Source organism: Rhizobium sp. BK456 (genome assembly GCF_014194045.1).
GTDB lineage: Bacteria > Pseudomonadota > Alphaproteobacteria > Rhizobiales > Rhizobiaceae > Rhizobium > Rhizobium redzepovicii.
Window position 1 is genome coordinate 46,316 of the sequence record NZ_JACIAO010000016.1, and the last position, 20,293, is coordinate 66,608.

At 58.5% G+C, this 20,293-nt stretch carries 17 protein-coding genes and 1 pseudogene; 13 read left to right on the forward strand and 5 right to left on the reverse strand.

Going from position 1 to position 20,293, the window contains the following annotated elements:
* Positions 1-1,049 precede the first annotated feature (1,049 nt).
* Positions 1,050-1,250 carry a cold-shock protein gene (locus FHX03_RS31640; RefSeq protein ID WP_183780609.1) on the forward strand — a complete coding sequence of 67 codons (201 nt, stop codon included), beginning with the start codon at positions 1,050-1,052 and terminating at the stop codon, positions 1,248-1,250.
* Between the two features lie 637 nt (positions 1,251-1,887).
* The gene (locus tag FHX03_RS31645) at positions 1,888-3,774 is read left to right on the forward strand and encodes a potassium transporter Kup (RefSeq protein WP_409565202.1); all 1,887 of its coding nucleotides are present in this window, start codon (positions 1,888-1,890) and stop codon (positions 3,772-3,774) included.
* A gap of 696 nt (positions 3,775-4,470) precedes the next feature.
* On the opposite strand, the gene FHX03_RS31650 is transcribed toward FHX03_RS31645, so the two are convergent.
* Positions 4,471-5,358, reverse strand: coding sequence for an alpha/beta fold hydrolase (locus tag FHX03_RS31650; protein ID WP_183780603.1), 888 nt, complete (start codon positions 5,356-5,358; stop codon positions 4,471-4,473).
* Between the two features lie 969 nt (positions 5,359-6,327).
* The gene (locus tag FHX03_RS31655) at positions 6,328-6,507 is read right to left on the reverse strand and encodes a DUF3606 domain-containing protein (protein WP_312865354.1); all 180 of its coding nucleotides are present in this window, start codon (positions 6,505-6,507) and stop codon (positions 6,328-6,330) included.
* Positions 6,508-6,707: 200 nt separating this feature from the next.
* On the opposite strand from FHX03_RS31655, the gene FHX03_RS31660 reads away from it, so the two are divergent.
* The 3 genes from FHX03_RS31660 (at position 6,708) to FHX03_RS31670 (ending at position 9,401) form a co-directional block, all read left to right on the forward strand.
* On the forward strand, positions 6,708-7,616 hold the full coding sequence (locus FHX03_RS31660) for a Ku protein (protein ID WP_183857121.1): 909 nt from the start codon (positions 6,708-6,710) through the stop codon (positions 7,614-7,616).
* 10 nt (positions 7,617-7,626) lie between these two features.
* Positions 7,627-8,436 carry a Ku protein gene (locus FHX03_RS31665; RefSeq protein WP_183857123.1) on the forward strand — a complete coding sequence of 270 codons (810 nt, stop codon included), beginning with the start codon at positions 7,627-7,629 and terminating at the stop codon, positions 8,434-8,436.
* Positions 8,437-9,149: 713 nt separating this feature from the next.
* Positions 9,150-9,401, forward strand: a complete 252-nt coding sequence (locus tag FHX03_RS31670; RefSeq protein WP_183780593.1) for a SemiSWEET family sugar transporter — start codon at positions 9,150-9,152, stop codon at positions 9,399-9,401.
* Between the two features lie 367 nt (positions 9,402-9,768).
* Here the strand turns inward: FHX03_RS31670 and FHX03_RS31675 are convergent, their stop codons facing one another.
* Positions 9,769-11,955, reverse strand: a complete 2,187-nt coding sequence (locus FHX03_RS31675; RefSeq protein WP_183780590.1) for an ATP-binding protein — start codon at positions 11,953-11,955, stop codon at positions 9,769-9,771.
* Positions 11,956-12,583: 628 nt separating this feature from the next.
* A complete protein-coding gene (locus FHX03_RS31680; protein ID WP_183780588.1) occupies positions 12,584-12,805 on the reverse strand; it encodes a hypothetical protein in 222 nt (73 codons plus the stop codon).
* A 546-nt stretch (positions 12,806-13,351) separates the two neighbouring features.
* Here FHX03_RS31680 and FHX03_RS34760 point away from each other — a divergent pair.
* A pseudogene (locus FHX03_RS34760) lies at positions 13,352-13,444 on the forward strand (cupin); the annotation flags it as partial.
* Between the two features lie 388 nt (positions 13,445-13,832).
* Here FHX03_RS34760 and FHX03_RS31685 read toward each other — a convergent pair.
* Positions 13,833-14,708, reverse strand: a complete 876-nt coding sequence (locus tag FHX03_RS31685; RefSeq protein WP_183857125.1) for an NAD(P)H-binding protein — start codon at positions 14,706-14,708, stop codon at positions 13,833-13,835.
* A 267-nt stretch (positions 14,709-14,975) separates the two neighbouring features.
* Here FHX03_RS31685 and FHX03_RS31690 point away from each other — a divergent pair, with 267 nt between their 5' ends.
* From FHX03_RS31690 to FHX03_RS31720, 7 genes are all read left to right on the forward strand, one after another.
* A complete protein-coding gene (locus FHX03_RS31690; RefSeq protein WP_183857187.1) occupies positions 14,976-15,131 on the forward strand; it encodes a hypothetical protein in 156 nt (51 codons plus the stop codon).
* Positions 15,132-15,808: 677 nt separating this feature from the next.
* Positions 15,809-16,747, forward strand: a complete 939-nt coding sequence (locus tag FHX03_RS31695) for an adenylate/guanylate cyclase domain-containing protein (protein WP_183857127.1) — start codon at positions 15,809-15,811, stop codon at positions 16,745-16,747.
* A 90-nt stretch (positions 16,748-16,837) separates the two neighbouring features.
* Positions 16,838-17,458 (forward strand): LysE family translocator, encoded by a 621-nt coding sequence (locus FHX03_RS31700; protein ID WP_183857130.1) that lies wholly within the window; start codon positions 16,838-16,840, stop codon positions 17,456-17,458.
* Positions 17,459-17,634: 176 nt separating this feature from the next.
* A complete protein-coding gene (locus FHX03_RS31705) occupies positions 17,635-18,081 on the forward strand; it encodes a helix-turn-helix domain-containing protein (protein WP_246699324.1) in 447 nt (148 codons plus the stop codon).
* A gap of 347 nt (positions 18,082-18,428) precedes the next feature.
* Complete coding sequence (locus FHX03_RS31710) at positions 18,429-18,716, forward strand: hypothetical protein (protein WP_183780582.1); 288 nt, start codon at positions 18,429-18,431, stop codon at positions 18,714-18,716.
* Positions 18,713-19,933, forward strand: a complete 1,221-nt coding sequence (locus tag FHX03_RS31715) for an Nramp family divalent metal transporter (RefSeq protein WP_183857132.1) — start codon at positions 18,713-18,715, stop codon at positions 19,931-19,933. Before FHX03_RS31710 ends, FHX03_RS31715 begins: the two co-directional genes overlap by 4 nt.
* Complete coding sequence (locus FHX03_RS31720) at positions 19,933-20,292, forward strand: hypothetical protein (RefSeq protein WP_097630084.1); 360 nt, start codon at positions 19,933-19,935, stop codon at positions 20,290-20,292. Before FHX03_RS31715 ends, FHX03_RS31720 begins: the two co-directional genes overlap by 1 nt.
* Position 20,293 lies beyond the last annotated feature (1 nt).

Here is a 20,293-nt window from a genome sequence, read left to right on the forward strand (position 1 = left end):
CCTGCGATGAGTCAAATTGGTAACGAACCATTCGTCGAGAGCGACGAGAACGCGCACGCGCTCGCCGAGCGGCCATAGATAGAAGCCGTAGCGGAGCTTCTTTTGCGTTGAGAAGCCGATTGCTGTCGACGAAGTCGCGCATGGCGACCGGGCGGTAGGCATGCCCTGCCCGGCGCGGCGGCCAGCTCTCTCCAGTCGGGCCGCTTCGGAAGATCTGGGCGACGTCGACCACGAAGGTGCGGTCGTCGGTGCCGGTGACGATGAAATCGACCCGATAGGTCTCGCCGCCATATCAGCGCGACGCATTCGCATGACCACCAGGTGACGTCCCGTCGTCGTCGAGAAGACAGGCAAAATCGCGGGCCTCCTGGCTCCGGAAGAGCGGAGGCCCGGCGCACTTGATAGAGCGAGCGGAAAATGGAAGCGAGGAGGCTCGTTTCGCGGGACGACATCGTCCGGCGGCCTCTCATAGGGAATGCTCTTCATGGCACCCTCGAAAACATGAACGCGGAAGGGCGGACGCCGAACTATGTCCGGCGGTCGGTCAACGTGCGTCGAGGATCTTTCACCAGATCGATTTTTCTTTCACGCGAGCTAGTCTTTCTTCTCGCCGCGCCAATAACTGTCGATGATATGACGACCGTCGCCCTAGATGCGCTCGCCCAGTTCGGGGTCGCCTCCTCGCAAGGTCTCGGGATCCCCACTGCATAGACGGACGAAAGCAACCTGGTGGACGATGAAGGTGAAGAGTCTTGGTGGGTGGATTCGAAGTCCAGCCTTGCGTTCCTGATGCCGTTCTCGACCGCGGCAGCCGCCTCAGAGATCGCCTTGAACAGTGTCGAGCATTCTGCGTTCGGCCGCCTCGCTTATGTCGAGGAAGCGTCTCTGATCGAGTGTTGGCGGCGTGCAGGTGTCCTCGGTCATCGTCATCCTCTTTCACGTCAATCAGAAATCCTGAGTCTCGTAAGCGCGCGTGATCCCCATCCTTGCCGGGGATCGCGCAACGGTTTATGAATGCGCCTCCCAAAACCAGAGCATCGGAGAAGTTGGTGGCTACCGGCACTGTAAAGTTTTTCAATCAGGACAAGGGTTTCGGCTTCATCACTCCGGACAACGGCGGTCAGGACGTTTTCGTCCATATCTCTGCCGTTCAGGGCGGATCGCTGCGCGACGGCCAGGCTGTCAGCTATGAGCTCGGCCAGGATCGCAAAACCGGGAAGTCCAAGGCTGAGAACGTCCGGCCGACCTGATCGTCACCAACAAAAAAGGCCGGGGCGAAATCGCACCGACCTTTCGTTCGTCTACCTATCCCTGCCAGTACATCCGTGGTCAAAGCCAGTCGACGAGGCATTGCGAGCGGCACTATTTCCAGCGCTCATCAGCAATGCCGATGGGCCGTATGTAGTGGCGCAATCTGGCGATATCAAGGCAGTGTCTCATCTACCTGTTCGCGAAGGGTGCGCCGCCGTTCCCTGGATCTCGCCGCGCTCCTCGCAGCCGCAGCTCCTCGATCGTCGGCTGCCACCATCCCCGAGCCTCTCCTATTCGCCCGGCTCCGCTCGCGCCGGCCATGAGTTCTTCCAGCGTCGCCGCCCCGCCATCCTGCCCAGACATGCTCGCCGACGGCGTCCGGATGATGCTCGGCGGCCTCCTCGGCATCGACGAGTTCGCCCGTGATTTCTGTCACGACAACGATCCCGTAGGCTGTCGTGGCGACTGGTGGGTAACTGTTACCTGTCGACCCATGTAAGTCTCGGATCGATTATAGCAAAGTCGCCGAGCGCAAGTCGGATGCGTTGCCAATCACTACAGAACCTGCAGAATTGAGTCACCGAGGCTCGCGAAATGCCGGCACCAACCAGGACACGACACTTGACCTCCCACCAGATGCGATCCGAGGATCCGGAACTCGGACACGAAACCAGAGGCGGCCTACCTTCGCTCGTCCTCGCCGCTTTGGGCGTCGTCTATGGCGACATCGGGACGAGCCCGCTCTACGCGTTCAGGGAGGCCCTCCACGCTACGGGCGGGTCGGAAGCCCGCCAAGAGAACGTGGTCGGCATCCTTGCACTGATCATCTGGGCTCTCACCATCGTCGTCACGGTGAAGTATGTGTCCTTCGTGCTGAAGGCGGATAACCGGGGTGAAGGTGGAACGCTGTCCTTGATGAGCCTCGCGCGCGAAAGCCTGAGAGGACGACCCAAATGGGCGCTTGTCCTCGGCGTGACGGGCGCGTCGCTGTTTCTCGGCGACGCCATCATCACGCCGGCGATTTCCGTTCTCTCGGCGGTCGAGGGCATTCAGGTCGTGGCGCCCGCTCTTTCCAACTGGGTGGTGCCGATCACGCTGACGATCATCGCCGCGCTGTTCTTCGTCCAGCGTTTCGGCACGGGCGGCGTGGCGTCGGTCTTCGGGCCGATAACGGCGCTGTGGTTCGCCGTCCTTGGCGTCAGCGGGGCGATCCACATCCTCGATGATCCATCGGTCCTCGGCGCGATCAACCCGGTCCACGCGGTTCGGTACGTCGCCAACAACATCACTTCCGCCGTCGCGGTCTTCGGCGCGGTCTTCCTTGCGGTGACCGGCGCCGAGGCGCTCTATGTCGATCTTGGACACTTTGGCCGGCGGCCAATCGTCGTGGCGTGGTTCGCGCTGGTCTTCCCGAGCCTGCTCCTGAACTATTTCGGACAGGGAGCCTTCGTGCTCGCCAATCCCGAGATGGCCGCCCATCCATTCTTCAACATGCACCCCGAATGGGCCAGGATCCCCATGGTCTGTCTCGCGACGGCGGCGACGGTCATCGCCAGCCAGGCGGTGATATCTGGAGCCTACTCGCTCGTCCGCCAAGCGATCCATCTCAACCTGCTTCCCCGCCTGCAGATCCTCCACACGTCCGAAACCCATTCGGGCCAGATCTACATGCCGCGGGTCAACACGCTGCTCTTCGTCTTCGTGGCGGCGCTGGTGCTGTTTTTCCGCAGTTCCAGCAGACTGTCGGCCGCCTATGGAATCGCCGTCACCGGCGAGATGCTGATCACCTCCGTGCTACTGTTCGTCGTCATGCGGCGGATCTGGAATTGGAAACTGGCGACCACCCTCGCCATCATCATCCCGATATCCCTGATCGATGCCGGTTTTCTCGCGGCCAACATCGCCAAGTTTGCCAACGGCGGCTGGGTCCCGGTGGCCGTCTCCGCCACCATGGCGCTGATCATGCAGACCTGGACGGCAGGGCGACGGCTCCTCATCAGTCGCACCAAGGCCGACGAAATTCCGCTCGCGACGATCATCGACAACCTAGCCCGCAAGAAGCCGCCGACGGTGCCAGGAACCGCGATCTTCCTGACAAGCGACGTCGAGGGGGCGCCGACGGCGCTCCTTCACAGCCTGAAGCACTACAAGGTGCTTCACGAGCGGAACGTCATCCTGAGCGTGGTCACCGCCACCAAGCCGTTCGTTCCCGATACCGAGAAGATCTTCCTGGAAAGTTTCAATCCGCTGTTCAGCCGGATGGTCATCACCTTCGGCTACATGGAGACGCCCAACATCCCGCGCGCACTGGTCCTGGCGCGCAAGCTCGGCCTGAAATTCGACATCATGTCGACCTCGTTCTTCCTCTCCCGCCGCACAATCCTTCCATCGAGGAAGGGCGGGCTGCCCTTTTGGCAGGACCGGCTGTTCATCGCCCTTTCGCGCAGCGCCAGCAACGCCACCGACTACTTCGGGCTTCCCACCGGGCGAGTGGTGGAACTCGGCCTACAAACAACCATCTAGCCGCCCGCTTCGGAAACCGGGCTTCCGACGTCGTGCCGTCGCGAGGGCCTCACCGACGTACTTTCCATTCACGGACATTTCCACGCAGAGGTGCGTCCGGCGAGGATGAAATGCTTTGGAAGAGGCGTGTGGCTATCGCAACCTTCATGCCGGATCAGTTTGCAGATGCCGTTATGTAAGCCCCGAAAGTGGTGTGTGCCCAGCCGCATATTGCTTTGTCTAACGGACAGACGCCGAAGTTGGGGCGTTGATCCGCGGGGCCCAGATGCCAACATATGTCCCAATCAACATGGTGGCGATATCATCGACTGTCTGGTAACCGTCACCATATAGACTGATCGCCGCGCTGCAGAGCGTGTCGGGCGCTCTTTCGTCGAGCTGAACCTCGTAGAACTCGAATCATCGCCGGACAGCTTCGGAAACCACCGCCACCACCGGCTCCACCTGTTGTCCATCCATGTCGAACTCCTCTAAGCGATATCTAAGAACGTGCTGAAATACTTCAGCGGGCAACGTGGGCTGCACGTCGCCCGCTTAGTAAGGCCAGACATGCCTGCAACGTGACGTCTAGAGAAATCGCCGGCGAAGAGACGAGTTCGGCGAGCCCAACCTCATTCTCGTCGAGGGCGACAGCAGACCGGGTGCCGGATGTCGGAATATGCCGACTACTTGACTCATTCCGCCGCGACTGAGCCTTCACGCAGGCCAAGGACATCGATCCTTATTCGTTAGGAAATTGACGATTGCTCTGGACAGAGCGACAGGGTTTTCCTCCGCCACATGGTGCCCGCTATCGATGCCAAATCCGCTGACGTCGATCGCCCATTCCTTCCAGATCGCTACCGGATCGCCGTAGATCTGCTCGAGGTCATCACGAAGCGACCAGAGGCACAGCATTGGACAGCCGATCTTCCTACCCGCGTCGCGATCAGCCTTGTCATGAATATGGTCGATGAGAATGCCAGCGCGGTAGTCCTCGATCATCCCATGGACGGTCTCGGGCCGATGGATGGCCTGGTTAATATCGGCGTATGCCTCATGGCCCATGAGATCTGGCGAAAGCTTGTCGTACCATGCGCCGGGATCGGCTGAAATTACGCGCTCGGGCTTATCCGGCTGTGCGAAGAAGAACCAATGGTACCAGTCTCGCGCGAACCGCCAGTCGGCTCGCTCAAGATGTTCGAGGACCGGTAGGCCGTCTATGACGATAAGTTTCCGCACCGCGTCCCGATGGTTCATTGCCATTCGGAAGGCCGTCAGGCTGCCACGGTCATGTCCAACCAGAAAGAAATCGTCATGCCCCAAGCGTCGCATCAATTCCACGAGAGCCGCTGCCTTTGCCTGCTTGGACGAGTGGCGGCTGTCAGGTGCTTCTGGCGGTATATAGGACTGGCCGAAGCCAGGGACGTCCGGGCAGGCGACGGTAAACGATGGCGCGAGAAGATCGGCTACTTTCCCCCAGGTCATGTGGGTCCGCGGGTGCCCATGCAGGAGAAGAAGAGCGGGACCGCTTCCCCCCACGCGAAGCCGAATGTCACCCGCGTCGACGTGAACCGTTTGCAGTTCGAAGCCATCGAAGGCCATTTCATCACCTTAGATTTGGGTGCGACGTCACAATACGCCTCCGCGGTATGACCGAATAGCGGTGCCGACTTTGACGAGACGTGGCAAGCTCATGAAACGTACAGGAGGAACAAACTCCCATGCTTTCCTGCAGATATAACAAAGAACTGACCAGTCAGGTTCCCGTTATCGCTCGCCACGATTCAAAGAAGGAGCCCCGCCGAATGGAAAGGACGGACCGCACAGGAAGGAAGGGAAGCGGACAACCCCAGTTCGAGGCGCCTGTGCGATCCTATCATGGGCGTCCGTGAGCCCTTCGCGCCGAACGACGCGATTGATAAGTTCGTCGAATGCTTCTCTGGCGCTTTGGATACGCTCCGGATCAAGGGGATGCCCTCCGTGCTGATTCACTGACGTCCGTACCTGTGATGCACCGGCGCGTCTGGAGCGACGAAGAGCGTACCAGGAAGGCGGGCACGCTAGCACGATGCCAGCGGCGTGAGCTGCGCGCCGGAGGCACCGATCCCATGCAGGAAGACGATCAAGGTTTTATCGGACAAGGCTTTCTCTTTCGGACTTATGACAGCCGAGGGCGCTCGACCCAAGGGGGAGCGCCCTCGTTCACCCGGACGGCCGCGACCACGCGAAGTCATTTCGCGGCGCGGACTGTCGTTGGTTTCGGGTGGTAGTCCCTAGATGATGATTGAAAAGACGATCTTCAAGATCCGGTCCAAGTGAGTCCTCGTCTCCGTCAGAGGCTTTTTGACCGGGCGTCGCGCGTGGCGACATGGGCGAGAACGGCCGCCGATAGAAGTATGCTGGAGACGAGAGCGGCGATCGAAAGCAGGCGCTAGAGCCATAGACGCTTGTGCGCAAACCCGCGTTCTTCGTGAAGCTGATCTCAACTTCGACGTTCGACATGTGTCGGTATTGATCCTGAGCGAGCGTCAATCGCTGAGCTCACGGCGCTTTTATCGAGCCTCTGATCCATCAACATTGTAGATCCGCTTCGACCTTCTTGCGGCTATTGCCGACCTTTTTGACGGCGTCTTTCACTTCACTCTTTGAGACGCCTTCCTTCTTCGCTTCGTATCGGACCTCATGATCCTGTTCGGCTGTGACCTTCGCTCCGTCCTGCGCCCGGCCGCGTGTTGTGGTCGCATACGTAATCCTGCCCCTAAACGTTTGATAATTCACGTTGTTCCGCGCGATAGGCGTAGACGATCCCATCCTCCACAGGTGCCTTTCGGCGCACCCGGAATCAAATTGGCAACAAACGGCGCTAAGCCATTGAAAAATGATTCGTTTCGAATCGGAACGAATCACCTCTTCAGACCTTGATTCGCCAGTAGCGATTCGGAGTAGCGGGCATGGCGAGTGGACACAGAGCCCAATGGAAGGGCTTCATCAAGTTCGGGGAAGTCTCTTGCGGGGCGGCTCTCTACACAGCAGCGAGTACCTCCGACCGGATCACCTTCAACACGATCAACAAGGCAACCGGCAATCGGGTCAACCGCGTCTTCGTCGACGGAGAGACCGAAGAGCCTGTGCCGAAGGAACAGCAGACCAAAGGATTTGAGATCGAGAACGGCCAGTACATCATGATTGATCCAGACGAAGTCGCAGCCACCATTCCCGAGTCAAACAAGACACTGGAGATCGAAGCCTTCATCCCCTGTTCTGATGTCGACGACGTCTACTTCGACAAACCCTACTACCTGACGCCCGACAAGATGGGCGGCGACGCCTTTGTGGCGTTGCGCGACGGAATGCGGAAGTCGAAGGTGGCGGCCATCGCGCGCACCGTCCTGTTCCGCCGGATGAGGACCGTACTCATCCGGCCGCATGGCAAAGGTCTTATCGCAACGACCTTGAACTATGACTACGAGGTGCGCTCGTCAAAAAAGGCCTTCGAGGAAATGCCCAAGCTGAAGATTGAAGGGGAGATGCTAGATCTTGCCAAGCATATCATCGGCACCAAGAAGGGCGACTTCGATCCGGCCACGTTCGACGATCGATATGAAGCAGCCTTGGCCGAGCTGGTGAAGGCGAAGATGGAAGGCAGATCCTTGCCTAAGCCGAAAAAGGTCGAGGTTTCGAAGCCGAACGATCTGCTTGCCGCCCTGCGCGAAAGCGCTGGCATGCTGAAGGCCACCGCAGACAAACCGAAACCCACCCCCGCCAACGCCAACTCTGGCGTCGGTCGGCCGCGTGCCGCGCGTGGAGCGGCTGCGAAGGCCGCCTCCTCCAAGGCTGCTCCGCAGCGCAAGGCGAGCTAGGAGGTCGGTCATGGCGCGTCCCTACTGGAAAGGCTACCTGAAGCTTTCGCTCGTGACCTGCCCGGTCAATATGAGCCCGGCGACGTCGGAGTCGGCGAAGGTGCGGTTTCACACGCTCAACAAGGAGACGGGCAACCGGGTCGTCTCCCAATATATCGACTCCGTCACGGGCAAGCCCGTCAAGGACGAGAACGAGGCGAAGGGATACGCCCGCGGCGAGAACGACTATGTCATTCTGACCGACGACGACCTCGATCGGGTCGCGCTCGACACAGTCAAAACGATCGACATCGAGAAGTTCGCTCCGGCGGAATCGATCGAATGGGTCTACCTGGAGAAGCCGCATTATCTAATGCCGGACGACGCCGTCGGCAACGAGGCTTTCGCGGTCATCCGGGATGCAATGAAGGCTGACAAGGTCGTTGGCATATCGAAGCTCGTCGTTGGCCGGCGCGAGAAGGCGGTCGTCCTCGAGCCGCGAGACGAAGGCATAGTCCTCTGGTCCCTGCGTTTCGGCGACGAGGTGCGTCCAGAGGAGGCCTACTTCGAGGACATCGAAGACGAGGCCGATCCCGATCTCGTGCCGCTGGTCCAGAAGCTGATCAAGCAGAAAACGAAGCGATGGTCGCCGGACATGGTGAGCGACCCCATTCAGGAGAGTCTGCTCGCTCTCATTGAGGAGAAGAAAAAGGCTCTGAAGCCGCAGAAGAAGAGCTCCAAGACCAAACAAGCCTCCGCTCCCGCTTCGAACGTCATCAACATCATGGACGCGCTGCGCAAGAGTGTCGCCAACGAACTCAAGAGCAAGAAGACCGGATGATGGACAAGGTCATGGAGCTCGAACTCTGCCAGCCGGCACCCTTCATCTAAAGGCAAAAAGGCAGCTTGATTGCAGCGAAATCGCAAAAGGCGCCATCAGGCGCCTTTTTTGCGCCTGAGGATAGAAGATGGCTATCCTGCCGGCGCCATCTCCGGGAGGGCCCTGCCGGACGACGAGAAGCTATCGGTCTGACGCTGACCAATGCCAGTGCGCTATTGAGCTGCTCCTGACTAAACGGTTTCGAAAGCCGCGCCAGCCCCTCTCCGCCCGGCAATTCGGCATAACCGGCAGCAAGGATCACGCGCAGCGGCACCATCGGAAAAGGAGACGACGAAGTTCTTTTCTGCCCTGCACAAGGCTGTCGCGCGTTTATCTAGGATCTCGGCGCCGTACATGGTGGCTTGAGCACGCATCCGGCCAAGCAACTCGGCGCCGCTGATGCCGCCGGGAAGCCCGCATGGTTATGAGAAATGGGATGCTGGCCGCCCGGCTGGTTCCGCCGTCTAAAACCGTCACAGGTGATAGCGCGCGAGATAAATCGCGGCTGTCAATCCTGCCGGTCCACCTCCAACGATGACGCAATCTTTTATTGTTAGATCCATTCCGTCGTCCGTCATCGGTGATTTCCCTGAGGCCTCGCGGGATCACTGGAACAACGGGCGAGTGGGATAGTTCCCGATCGCTTTGGATCACACAGTTAGGAGACCGTCATTTTGGATACAGCGCTGATCGTCGGATATCTTGCCTCCGTATGTTCCGTCTGCAGCTTCGTTCCGCAGGTCTGGAAGGTCGTTCGCACCGGAGACACCGAAGCGATTTCGGCGAGGATGTATTGTCTTACCGTAACAGGCTTTGTTCTCTGGACCGCCTTCGGCGTCATGCGGGCTGAGTGGCCAATCATCCTCACGAACGCTGCCTACTTTCTACTGTCGGCGTTTATCCTTCTAAAGAAACTCAGAAATTAGCGCGAGCGACAAATTCTTTGGTAACCGATCTGGAACTACGGCGCCTGGTGCGTGATTCTCCGGCGAGCAACGCAACCGGTTGCTATGACGCCGAGCTAGCGAGAGCAAATGATACGTCAAAATCACCCGGACGATAACTATGAACAGCGGGCCTGCGTCTGGCGGAGAGATCGTGATGCGAATACCCGGCGTCACGAGCCAGATGCGCTTTCGGTTGCACAGCCTGGTGAAAAGGCGGCACTACCCGCGACAAGAGGACATGCAGTCCTCCGATAACGTGACAGCGCGGGTGCTGGAGCAGCCAACAAACCAACTCCGGCAATCACAAGACGAGTTGGTCGAAACGGCCGGTTGTCAGATCGAGCGGTCAGTTACGGTCGAGCACATCCCGGACGCGTACGGCCAGATCTTCAAAAGAAAATGGCTTGGGCAGCAAATGCACGCCCTTGTCGAGCCGGCCGTGATGAACGATGGCGTTGCGCGAATACCCTGTTGTGAACAACGCTTTCTGCGTCGGATTTGTCTCACGCGCCTTGGCAACAACGTCGGCGCCGCTCATGCCGCCCGGCAACACCACATCCGAAAAGATCAGATCGACTTTGCCGTAGCTCGACAGCGCTTGCAGAGCCGCCGGACCGTCCTTGGCTTCGAGTACATGGTAGCCGAGCTCGCGCAGCGACTCGACCGAATAGGCGCGAACGTCCGGATCATCCTCGACGACAAGAATAACTTCGCCGGCCGACGCCTCGGGGATGGCAGGTGCCTCTGCCACCTCGTCATCGGCCCCGTCTGAAAAGAGCCGTGGCAGGTAGATCTTGACTGTCGTTCCCTCACCAACTTCCGAATAGATCTTCACATGGCCCTTGGATTGCTTGACGAACCCATAGACCTGGCTGAGGCCAAGCCCGGTGCCCTTCCCCTGATCCTTAGTCGTGAAGAACGGCTCGAACACATGCGATAGCGTTTCCGTGTCCATCCCCGTCCCAGTGTCGGAAACACTAATGGCGGTATACTGGCCGGGGATCACTTCGGCATGCGATGACGCATAGGCCTCGTCCAGTTGGGCATTGAATGTCTCGATCGTCAGTTTTCCGCCATCAGGCATCGCGTCCCGGGCGTTGATCGCGAGATTGAGCAGCGCGCTTTCCAGTTCGTTGGGATCGGCTTCCACTTTCCAGAGACCGGCGGCGAGCACAACTTCAATGTGGTATATCTCTCCGAGCGTCCGGTGCAGGAGCTCCGACATGCCGCGGATCAGGCTGTTCGTGTCAATCGGCTTGGGGTCGAGTGGCTGGCGGCGGGCAAAAGCCAACAGTCGTTGCGTCAGAGCCGCTGCCCGCCTCGCGCCGTTCATCGCCTGCGAGGCTGCCCTTCGCAACCGACCCGCTTCCGGCGGCAGGTTCCGCGTGAGCGTGTCGAGATTGCCGACAATGATCTGCAGCAGATTGTTGAAGTCGTGGGCGACTCCCCCCGTTAACTGTCCAATCGCCTCCAATTTCTGGGCCTGCCGCAGCGCCTCTGCGTTCTGGGTCAGCTCCTCCGTCTTCTGCTTGACGAGATGCTCGAGGTTGGCGTTCAGTTCCTTGAGTGCTTCTTCAGCGCGGCGTCTTTCCTGCAGCTCACGTTGCGCGGCATCGAACAGCCGGGCGTTGTCGATGGCGACCGCAGCTTCGCCGGCGAGGCCAGCGAGACCGCTTTCTGACGCCGCGTCGAACACGCCGATGTCAGCGTGACCGAAGAAAAGTCCACCAATTACCTCGCCTGTTCGTGAAATGACCGGCACGGCCAGATAGCTGCGTACGGGAAGATGACCTTCCGGCATTCCCCGTCGCGGCTCATTCTTGCCATACCGGCTGTCTTGGGTGATATCGGCGGAACGCACAATCCCCTCTCCGAGAAAGGTCGGTGCAAAGACAGCCGTATTGCGTGGCATGGGAAACTTCGAGAATGCCTCGCGAGGAACGCCGGACAGCGTGTAGAGCATGTAGCTCTCGCCCGATGGATTGATGACGTTGTAGAAGAATGCGCCGAACTGAGCTCCGGTAAGCTCCACGCCGGCATCCGTTACCAGTTGGACAACCTTCTCCAGGTCATTCGCGCGCGCGAGGTCAGCTCCGGCTCGGTTGAGAATCTCGAGCGCGCGGGTGCGCTCTCGCAGCGCCATCTCCGTCTCGCGCTGCTCGGTGCGATCACGCAGGACCTTCACGAAACCAACAAGCGTTCTCTCATCATCCATTATCGGCGTCGTCTCACCGACGGCCCAGATGCGCCCCCCGCCCTTCTGCAGCCGCCATCCTTCGCCGCTTCCCTTTCCCTTGGACCTGGCGTCGGTCAGTTCCGCCTCGAGCAGCGCGGCGGCTCCTCCTTCCGGCGGGAAGATCGCTACCAGGGTCTTACTGAGCATTTCATCCTGCGACCAACCGAGTAGGGTTTCCGCACCCTTGCTCCAGCCGGTGATCGTGCCATCGACGTCGAGCATGATGATCCCGGTATCAACTGCACTGTCGAGGACTTGCTGGAGACGTTCGGCGGGGAAGCGGAGGGCAGTGTTCATTCTATAGCCTGATCGTTGAGATGCAGATGGCGCGGCGCGATTCAACACGGTTGGTTTGCATCGCAGGGATATGGCGAGAAATCAAGCAATCGACAAGCGACGATGGCGCGCGATCGACGCGCTCCCGCACAGATTACTGACGAAAGGACACACGGTTGATATTGGATACACAACCCCCCACCTAGGAGGCTGGTTGTAGACCCAAGTTACGGCTCCACCGGCTATTGTTCGTCGAAGGGCATAAGCCTTGCGCAGGATCTTGATGCCCTGTGCCTCCGCGTCCTGTTTTGCCGCTCTGAACAACCGCTGGTGAGCAAGATGGGCAAATCGCGCCGACGCAGCCGGATCTCCTTCGCGAGCTCCACGTCGTTCATCCCGCTGGCATCATGACGTCCGAGAACACGAGGTCGATGCTGCGGTCGTTTGCCAATGCGCCAAGTGCAGCCGCAGCTGTCGCTGCACGCATCCCCTCAAAACCGGGTTCGTCGAGCATCGACCATGAGTGCGGCGACTTCGTCGTCACCTTCGACCAGCAGTGCCGTCACGTAACTTTTAGAAGTTGCGCTAGAACGCCGACGATCGGCAATAGCCTGCTGAACATCGAAAGCAGACTCGTTCCGAGAGACCTTCAGCCGATCGTTGCCAGCTCGCGATAGCGTCCGTTCGATGCGATTAGCTGATCATGGCTTCCCATTTCGACGATGCGACCTTGCTCAAGGACCACAATCTGGTCCGCGTGGCCCACAGTGGATAAACGATGTGCTATCGAAACCATCGTGCGTGCTGCCATCGCTGCCGACAGAGCATTCTCGGTTTGCGAGTCGAGCGCGCTAGTCACTTCGTCGAGCAAAACTACCCTCTTCGATCACCGCACTCAGCGGGCAATTCCGCTTGACACGAAGTGGTGATGCGCGAAAAGAAGCGTGGGGGTGGGGTTGGCTCCTCCAGTATCCGCTCCAGCCCAAGCAAGATGCTAGACCACATTCGCCCGTTCAGAGACATCGGGAGGCATTCGACAATCTTGCGCTTTGTGACCCCAAGGCCATCACATCGGGAACAATCGCAAGGGGACACGAGTTAACGGTTCAGTCGGGCGTAAGCGTAATCGGAGCGTGGCGCTCTCCTATCCCTCGGGTATCCGAGGTTGCTTCCAGCCTTCGAGCTGTGACGCGGGGTTCGAATCCCTGCCCCGACAACAAGCTTCGATACAAGCGAACAAGCCCGGCGATTCTCGTCGGAGCTTTGTCCCCGAAATTCGAAACGATCTTCAGTTAATCGTGTGCACCGCGGTATCGCCGTGGCGCTGGCAAGCCGTCGTACGATGCTTTTTCGCAGCTTTCCATCATGTGTTCATGCGCCTATATGTGGATGGACCCCGACGCCGGCCGCGAAAACTGAGGAGGAGGGCGACACGACGAAGCGCGCCGGTTGCAGCTTCGTCATGAAGCCAGGTTTCGTCGGTGTTTGGCGTACGATCGAGACTGTGCGCACAGCGGACAACTTCATGTCCTGCGACTCTGCGGCGTCTGCCTGGAATTCATTCATCAGGTCGACGATGAAAATCTCGACGCGGAAATCGTCCTCGACGGGAACGAACCGCTACGCTTCGCGAATTGCTTCCACTGTGCGAGTGGCGGGAGGCTTTTGCCTGAAGAGGTACAATTTCGCCGCAACGGATGCACCGAGTGGAGGGAGGAACTTGCGCCCCTCGCAACCTGAACACCTCGGCGGATGCTATTTCGGAAATGGCAGGATCGGCAAAACCTGGCTTTCTCGGAAGCTTCAAGGTCTCTGGGACCGTCGAGGTCCGAACGCGCCGTTCGGGACGCGCGTAAAGTGCTCTGTTTGACTCGGCTCGCGGTCTCACCTTGACATCATTAGAGCAGGAAAAATGGCCGGAGTGCATCGATCATTGAGGTATGGCCATAGCGAACCACGCCAGCGTTCGGCGCGATCTCGACCAGACCCCCCTTATTCTTGGCGTCGTTGGCTTTGATTAGCAGGCTGGCAAGGCTTGACGGCATAGTGCGTTCGAAGGTCGCCTGCCACTGCGACCGGGGTACCGCCCGAGCGCGCACCACTCGGCTCGAGAGTTGACTCACCACCGCTGCAACGTCGTTCGCGCTATACCTGCGAGGTCCCTCCGCATGGATGACCTGAACCCCCGTCCCGCTCTCGGGTCCCAGCAGGAGGTCGGCGGCAATCAGACCGAGGTCATGGGCGGAGATCGTCGGCTGCGCCAAGTCGACTGGGTCCTGAAAAGTTGGCAAAATGCCGGAAGCGACGGACATCGGGATGACACGCCCCCAATTGTGCATGTGTTCTGCAGACCGCAGCACAAGCAGCTGGGTTTTGAGTTGGGCGAGCCGCGCCTCAAGGTCGCGGAACATGCTGGGCATCCCAATATCATCAGTGACGTGGGCTCCGTAATCGGAGATTGCCAGCACCTGCTTCGGCCGTGCCTGGGTCAGCGCCTCGAACAGGCCTTCGATCGATCGCCGAAGACCATCAGCCGGATCCTTTGTCAGTGGCGATACCGGGATAATGATTTGCACGGCGTCAGCATCGCCGATCGCCATGGCTAAAGCGGCGGCATCTTGCAAATCGGCGGTAGCAATCTCGCAGCCGATGTCGCTCAGCCGCGCTGCTTTTGCCCTATCGCGTAGGATCGCCCGGACTGGCATACCCGCCCGGCGCAGGGCCGATGACGTTGAGTAGCCGACATTGCCCGCGGCTCCGACGATCGCAAACATGCTCCATCTCCCTGTCGTGATTGCCAGGATTGAGAAAAACCAGCCAGCATCGCACCCAGCCACTTATCTAAATTTGGAATCGTTAAGGCCATTCAGCAATAGCCCTCATAACGCATGTTATCGGGGGTATTGCCTATGTCGGAGAATCTCCTCGGAGACCCAAATGCGAACTTCGATTATGTGCTATGGCGGTGATCCATATGTGCGCCCGCCTAATTGACGGACGACAGCAGACCGACTGGCGTTGCAGTGGTATTTGGAGCGATGATGAAGGACAAGAAGGCGAATGCCGAGTTGGTTGTGTCACCTCAACAGATCGCTCAAGCAAAAGCAGAAGGTAAACCGGGCCGTGAGAACTCCCGGGGCTTATTGACTGTCCTGCCGATCCGCAGTGAAAAAGACGATATGCTGCCCCTGACTTGACCTATTTTCGGCGTTGCTGCCGGCCGCGCGGCCTTCGTTGTCACTCGGCGCAAATTAATCCGAGCGCGGCAGCCTCCGTTGTCCTCCCGCGCGCGATATAGACCTAGAGTGAGCGAAAAGCCAAATGTCCCGCTTTCTGTTTTCCCTGATTATCGGAGTCGGAGCACTCCTGAACGGCTGGTATCGTCTTGGAACTCCGGCAACTGATGCCGAGCAGGCTGGCTGGCTATACACGCGTTTCGGCCCGAACGGGATCGGGTGGGGTATGATAATGCTCGGGGCAGTCATGCTTGTAATCGGTGTTCTCATGCTACGTACTTGGCTAGTCAAAATGGACGAATCTAAAGTCAGACGCGACAGGTGAATGGGTGGCTTGTGCTCGTCCCAGGCATGACGGATATCGGCCCGAAGTGGTCATCGGGAATGGTACCTGCCTGTCTGGTGGCGCGTCTCAAGCGACAGGTCGGTGGGCTGGACCACATGTCATTGGTTGAGACCGTTTTAACTCCCCGCAAGAGATTGTGAAAACAATACAATGCGTGGAGATCTTTCGGAAGCCACACCAGGCCGATGTGTTTTCGGCCGGGCATAAAGGTATGGTATCAGCATCACCAAGGCCAAGGGAACAAAAGCTCTCGCCGGCCTTTCTTTGCGGATAGGTCACTTTGGACACGCGCATGGAAGCTCCTCCTCTTGATCGAAAGCTTGCCGCCATCCTCGCTGCCGACGTGGAGGGTTATTCCCGGCTCATGCATGTAAACGAGGAGCTGACTCTGGCTACTCTGACTTCGCATCGCACGATCGTCGACGGCATCATCGAACGGGCAAAGGGGGAAATCTTCGGGACGGCTGGTGACAGCGTTCTTGCTGAATTCCCATCGATCGTGCTCGCGTTCAATGCCGCCGTTGCAATGCAGCAATCTATCTGGCGCGCCAACCAAGCTTTACCTGACGAAGTGCGCATGAATTTTCGTATCGGCATTAACGTCGGCGACGTTCTAGTCAAGAACGGGAATATCTTTGGCGATGGTGTAAATATCGCGGCTCGGTTGGAGGGCATGGCGGATGTCGGCGGCATCTGCGTCACCCGCGGTGTCAGAGACCACCTGCGGGATCGTGTCGACGCGACGTTCGAAGATCTTGGTGAGCAGACATTTAAAAACATCGCAAGACCGCTGAGGGTTTTCCGGGTGCAGTTCGACCGGGAGGCAGACCCGGTCCTCGATGGGCCCGAGCCCCGCTTCCCGTATCTCGATGATGGGAGCGACAAAGGCACTTGGGCACAGAATGCCGAACCGATACCGACCGATTACCGAACCCCGGACGACATGCAGCAGGTCGAGATTGCTTACTGGGACTCTGTACGGGAAAGCAATGACCCCAATGAGTACCGACAGTATTTGAGGCGATATCCGAACGGCAAGTTTGTCGATCTGGCGCAGACTCGCCTTGAAAACGGCAAGCCGTCGACGGAAGAGCTGGCGGTCGAAGTTGCCTTCTGGGACACGGTACGCAGCGATGGGAGTGCTGCAATGATCGAAGCCTACCTTGCCAGATATCCCCAAGGACAATTTTGTGACTTGGCGCGTCTGATGCTCGCGGGACCGGGCAGGTAGAATTATCAATTACACACGCTGCCGCGTTTATTGTCTTTACCTGCGGCTCAACCAAGGCGCACAGCTGCCACAAGCGAAATCGAGGATCGCATGTTTTTCCTTTCAGTTGCGGCAATCTGGGCCATCGCCTCCATGACGCCCGGACCAAATACGCTCCTGTCCATCCGCTATTGCCTGACATCGACGCGCAAGGTTGCGCTCACCGCGGCTTGCGGTACCGTCACTGGGACGTTCATTTGGGGCCTGGCGGGATGGTTGGGCATCAACGTGTTGTTTCAGGCCGCTCCTTTCTCCTATCTGGCTCTGAAAATCGCCGGCGGGCTCTACCTTGTTTGGCTCGGGCTGAAACTCTTCCTCGACCTACGGAAAGCACGCGGCGGCGATGCGGACGTTTCGCCGGCGCGCATCGAAGTACCATTAGCAACAGCTTATCGCATGGGTCTTGTGACCAACCTTGCCAATCCGAAAACAGCGCTTTTCGTCGCGTCGGTTTTCGCCGCGACAATCCCAGCGGGCACACCGTTCTGTTACGGCGCGGCGGCAATTGCCGAGATGATGATGATCTCAACCATTTACTACACCTGCCTGATCAGCCTGGTTACCCATCCCGCGGTGGCCGCCGGTTATCTCAGGGCAAAGCGCAAGATTGATGTCGGTGTCGCGACCGTGTTCGTCGGCTTCGGCACAAAACTTCTCCTGTCGCGGCAGTAGGATCACCACGAAAGCTGAATTAAACCGGCACATCGTCGGCCAGAATCTGGCACTCGTGCGAAAGGCAAGGGCTTTACGTTAGTCCGGCATCGCCCTAAAGCATGTCGCGGTTTTTGAAATCCAGGATTCGCAAATCAGCTGAGTTGTGATTCCCTTCTCTTGAAGGGAGAGTGCCAATGGGCAAATCACATCCGATCGCGTTGCGTAGTCGTGTCGTTGCGTTTGTCGAGGATGGTCATAGCCATCGCGAAGCGGCACGGCACTTCCGCGTGTCGCCGCGTTTTGTGAACAATCTGGTGATCTTGAAGCGGGAGACCGGATCGCTCTCGCCGCGACGGCAAGGTCATGTGGGTGGCGGCAAGCTGAATGCACATGGCGACTGGGTACGCCAGCGCTTGGATGAGAATGGCGAGCTTACACTGGATGAGCTGTGCCTGGACCTGGCCGGGCGCGGTGTCATTGTGCATCGCTCCAATGTGGCACGCCTTCTGCATCGGCTCGGGCTGAGCCATAAGAAAAGCCTACGGACAAGTGAGCATGAGCGTCCGCAGATTGCCCAAACGCGCGAGCTGTGGATTGGATGGCGCCGGCAAGGCCTTGGCGCGATTGATCTTTATCGATGAGACATCGACCAATACAAAGCTGTGCAAGCGCTCGGGATGGTCGCAAAAAGGGCGACGCTACCGCACACACGCGCCCTTGGGCTCGTGGAAATCCCAAACCTTATCGCCGGGTGGAGGGGACTGCAAAGGGGACCAACTCCTGCGGAACATGCTCACTGGAGCCGCGTTTTTGTTGCGAAGGCAATTAAGCACTGACCCGAACGAACATGGACCGGCGGAATTTCTCGAAAATCCACACATGTGTTCTTTACCTGGTCGCAGCCCTGGCAGGCTGTTCCTCCTCTTCGGATGCTGATCAGATCAGTGCGCAAGCGAGAATTATTGCGTCCTGTTCGAATTCGGCCCGCATGGCGCTCGTCGAATGGGACTTGATGCAGTTGCCGGATGCTTATGTACAGCGGACCTTGCAGTCGATGGAGCGCAATGTCGAAGTTGCCGCTTCAAAGATCGAAACCGTCCGCGGCCTCGACGCGACAGCGCGCGAAGTGACGCGATCGGCGAGCGATATTCTCGATATACTCCGACAAGCGCGGAACCAGGTTTCGCAGGGGGATCGCGACACCAACCAAACGGCGACGCAGCTAAAAGCTGCGAGCGACCGCCTCAACCTGACCTCAGGTGTGAGACGCACATGAAGAAGATATTAGAAATATCGCTTGGAATTGTGACGAGCGTTGGCGGTTTTCTGGAAATCGGATCACTGGCAACGGCGGCCCAAGCGGGAGCGGCATTCGGCTTTCAACTGATCTGGGCAATAGTGCTCGGGACGATCTGCATCATCTTCCTTGTTGAAATGGCTGGCCGCTTTGCCGCAGTAAGCGGTCACACTATCTCGGATGGTATCCGTGAGCGGTTCGGTTTCAATTTCTTCCTTCTGCCTTTCCTCTCGATCCTGTTGCTCAATCTGATGGTCCTTGCCGCCGAAATAGGAGGTGCGGCTGTTGCTCTGGAGCTCGCTACAGGCGTGGCCTTTCAATGGTGGGCACTCCCCGTTGCGTTCCTTGCCTGGCTGTTACTCTGGAAGGGAACTTTCGGTTTCATCGAGAAAGGCGTTTCCGTCCTTGGATTGGTGACCCTTTGTTTCGTGGTTGCTGCCGTATTGCTTAAACCCGATTTGGAGGCGGTGGCGGCCGGTGTATTGCCAAGCACGCCGCATCACGACCATGCCAGTTATTGGTTTATAGCGGTCAGCATTCTCGGTGCCTCGATATCACCATATCTATTTTTATTCTATTCATCCGGCGCGGTCGAAGACCAGTGGGACGAAACGTATCTAGGCACCAATCGCGCAATCGCGGGCCTTGGAATGAGCTTTGGTGGCACCATATCGATCGCCGTTCTCATCGTGGCCGCTCTTGTGCTGGCTTCCAATGGGGTGGATCAAATCACCGATTACCATCAATTACCGACCATGCTCGTTCCCGTGTTCGGGTTGTGGGGATACTGGCTATTTGTCGCTTCCTTGGGAATTGCCTGTTTCGGCGCGATCTTGGAAGTTGGGTTGCAGCAGGCGTACCTGGCGGCTCAGGGACTGGGCTGGAACTGGGGCGAAGACCGCAAACCGCGCGAAGACCCCGGATTTAGCGCTGCATACACGCTGGCACTTTTGTTTGGCGCCATTCCGATCGCTTTCGGCCTCGATCCGCTGAAACTGACCATTATGTCCATGGCTTTGACTGCAGCCACACTTCCGCTGACAGTCGTCCCATTTCTCTTCCTGATGAATGATAAGCGATATATTGGGAAACATGGAAACGGGATCATCTCGAATTCGGCAGTCGTCCTCATCATCCTGCTGGGCTCTGTGCTGGCGATTGTGACCATCCCACTCGAACTGATCGGAGGCACGTGATGGATTTGCTGCGTGATGTACTCGACAAGCAACTGGTCGACCGGGACGGCGTGAAGATGGGCAAGGTTGACGGCATAGTCGCCGAACTGGGGCGAGATGGCCCGCCCCGCGTCGTCGCGATAGAGGTCGGCGCTATTGCGATGGCCCGCCGATTTGGCCACCGGCCACAGCAATGGATAACCTGGCTCGCGACCAAACTCGGTGGAGAAAGATACTCAAAACCTCATCGGGTGGCGTGGAGCGAGGTCCGGTCTATTGGCGTCGACGTTCAGTTAGAAGCGTCCGTGAGCGATACCGCAATTTTCGATTGGCAAGACTGGTTACGAGACAGAGTGGTAACTAAAATTCCCGGAGCCTGAC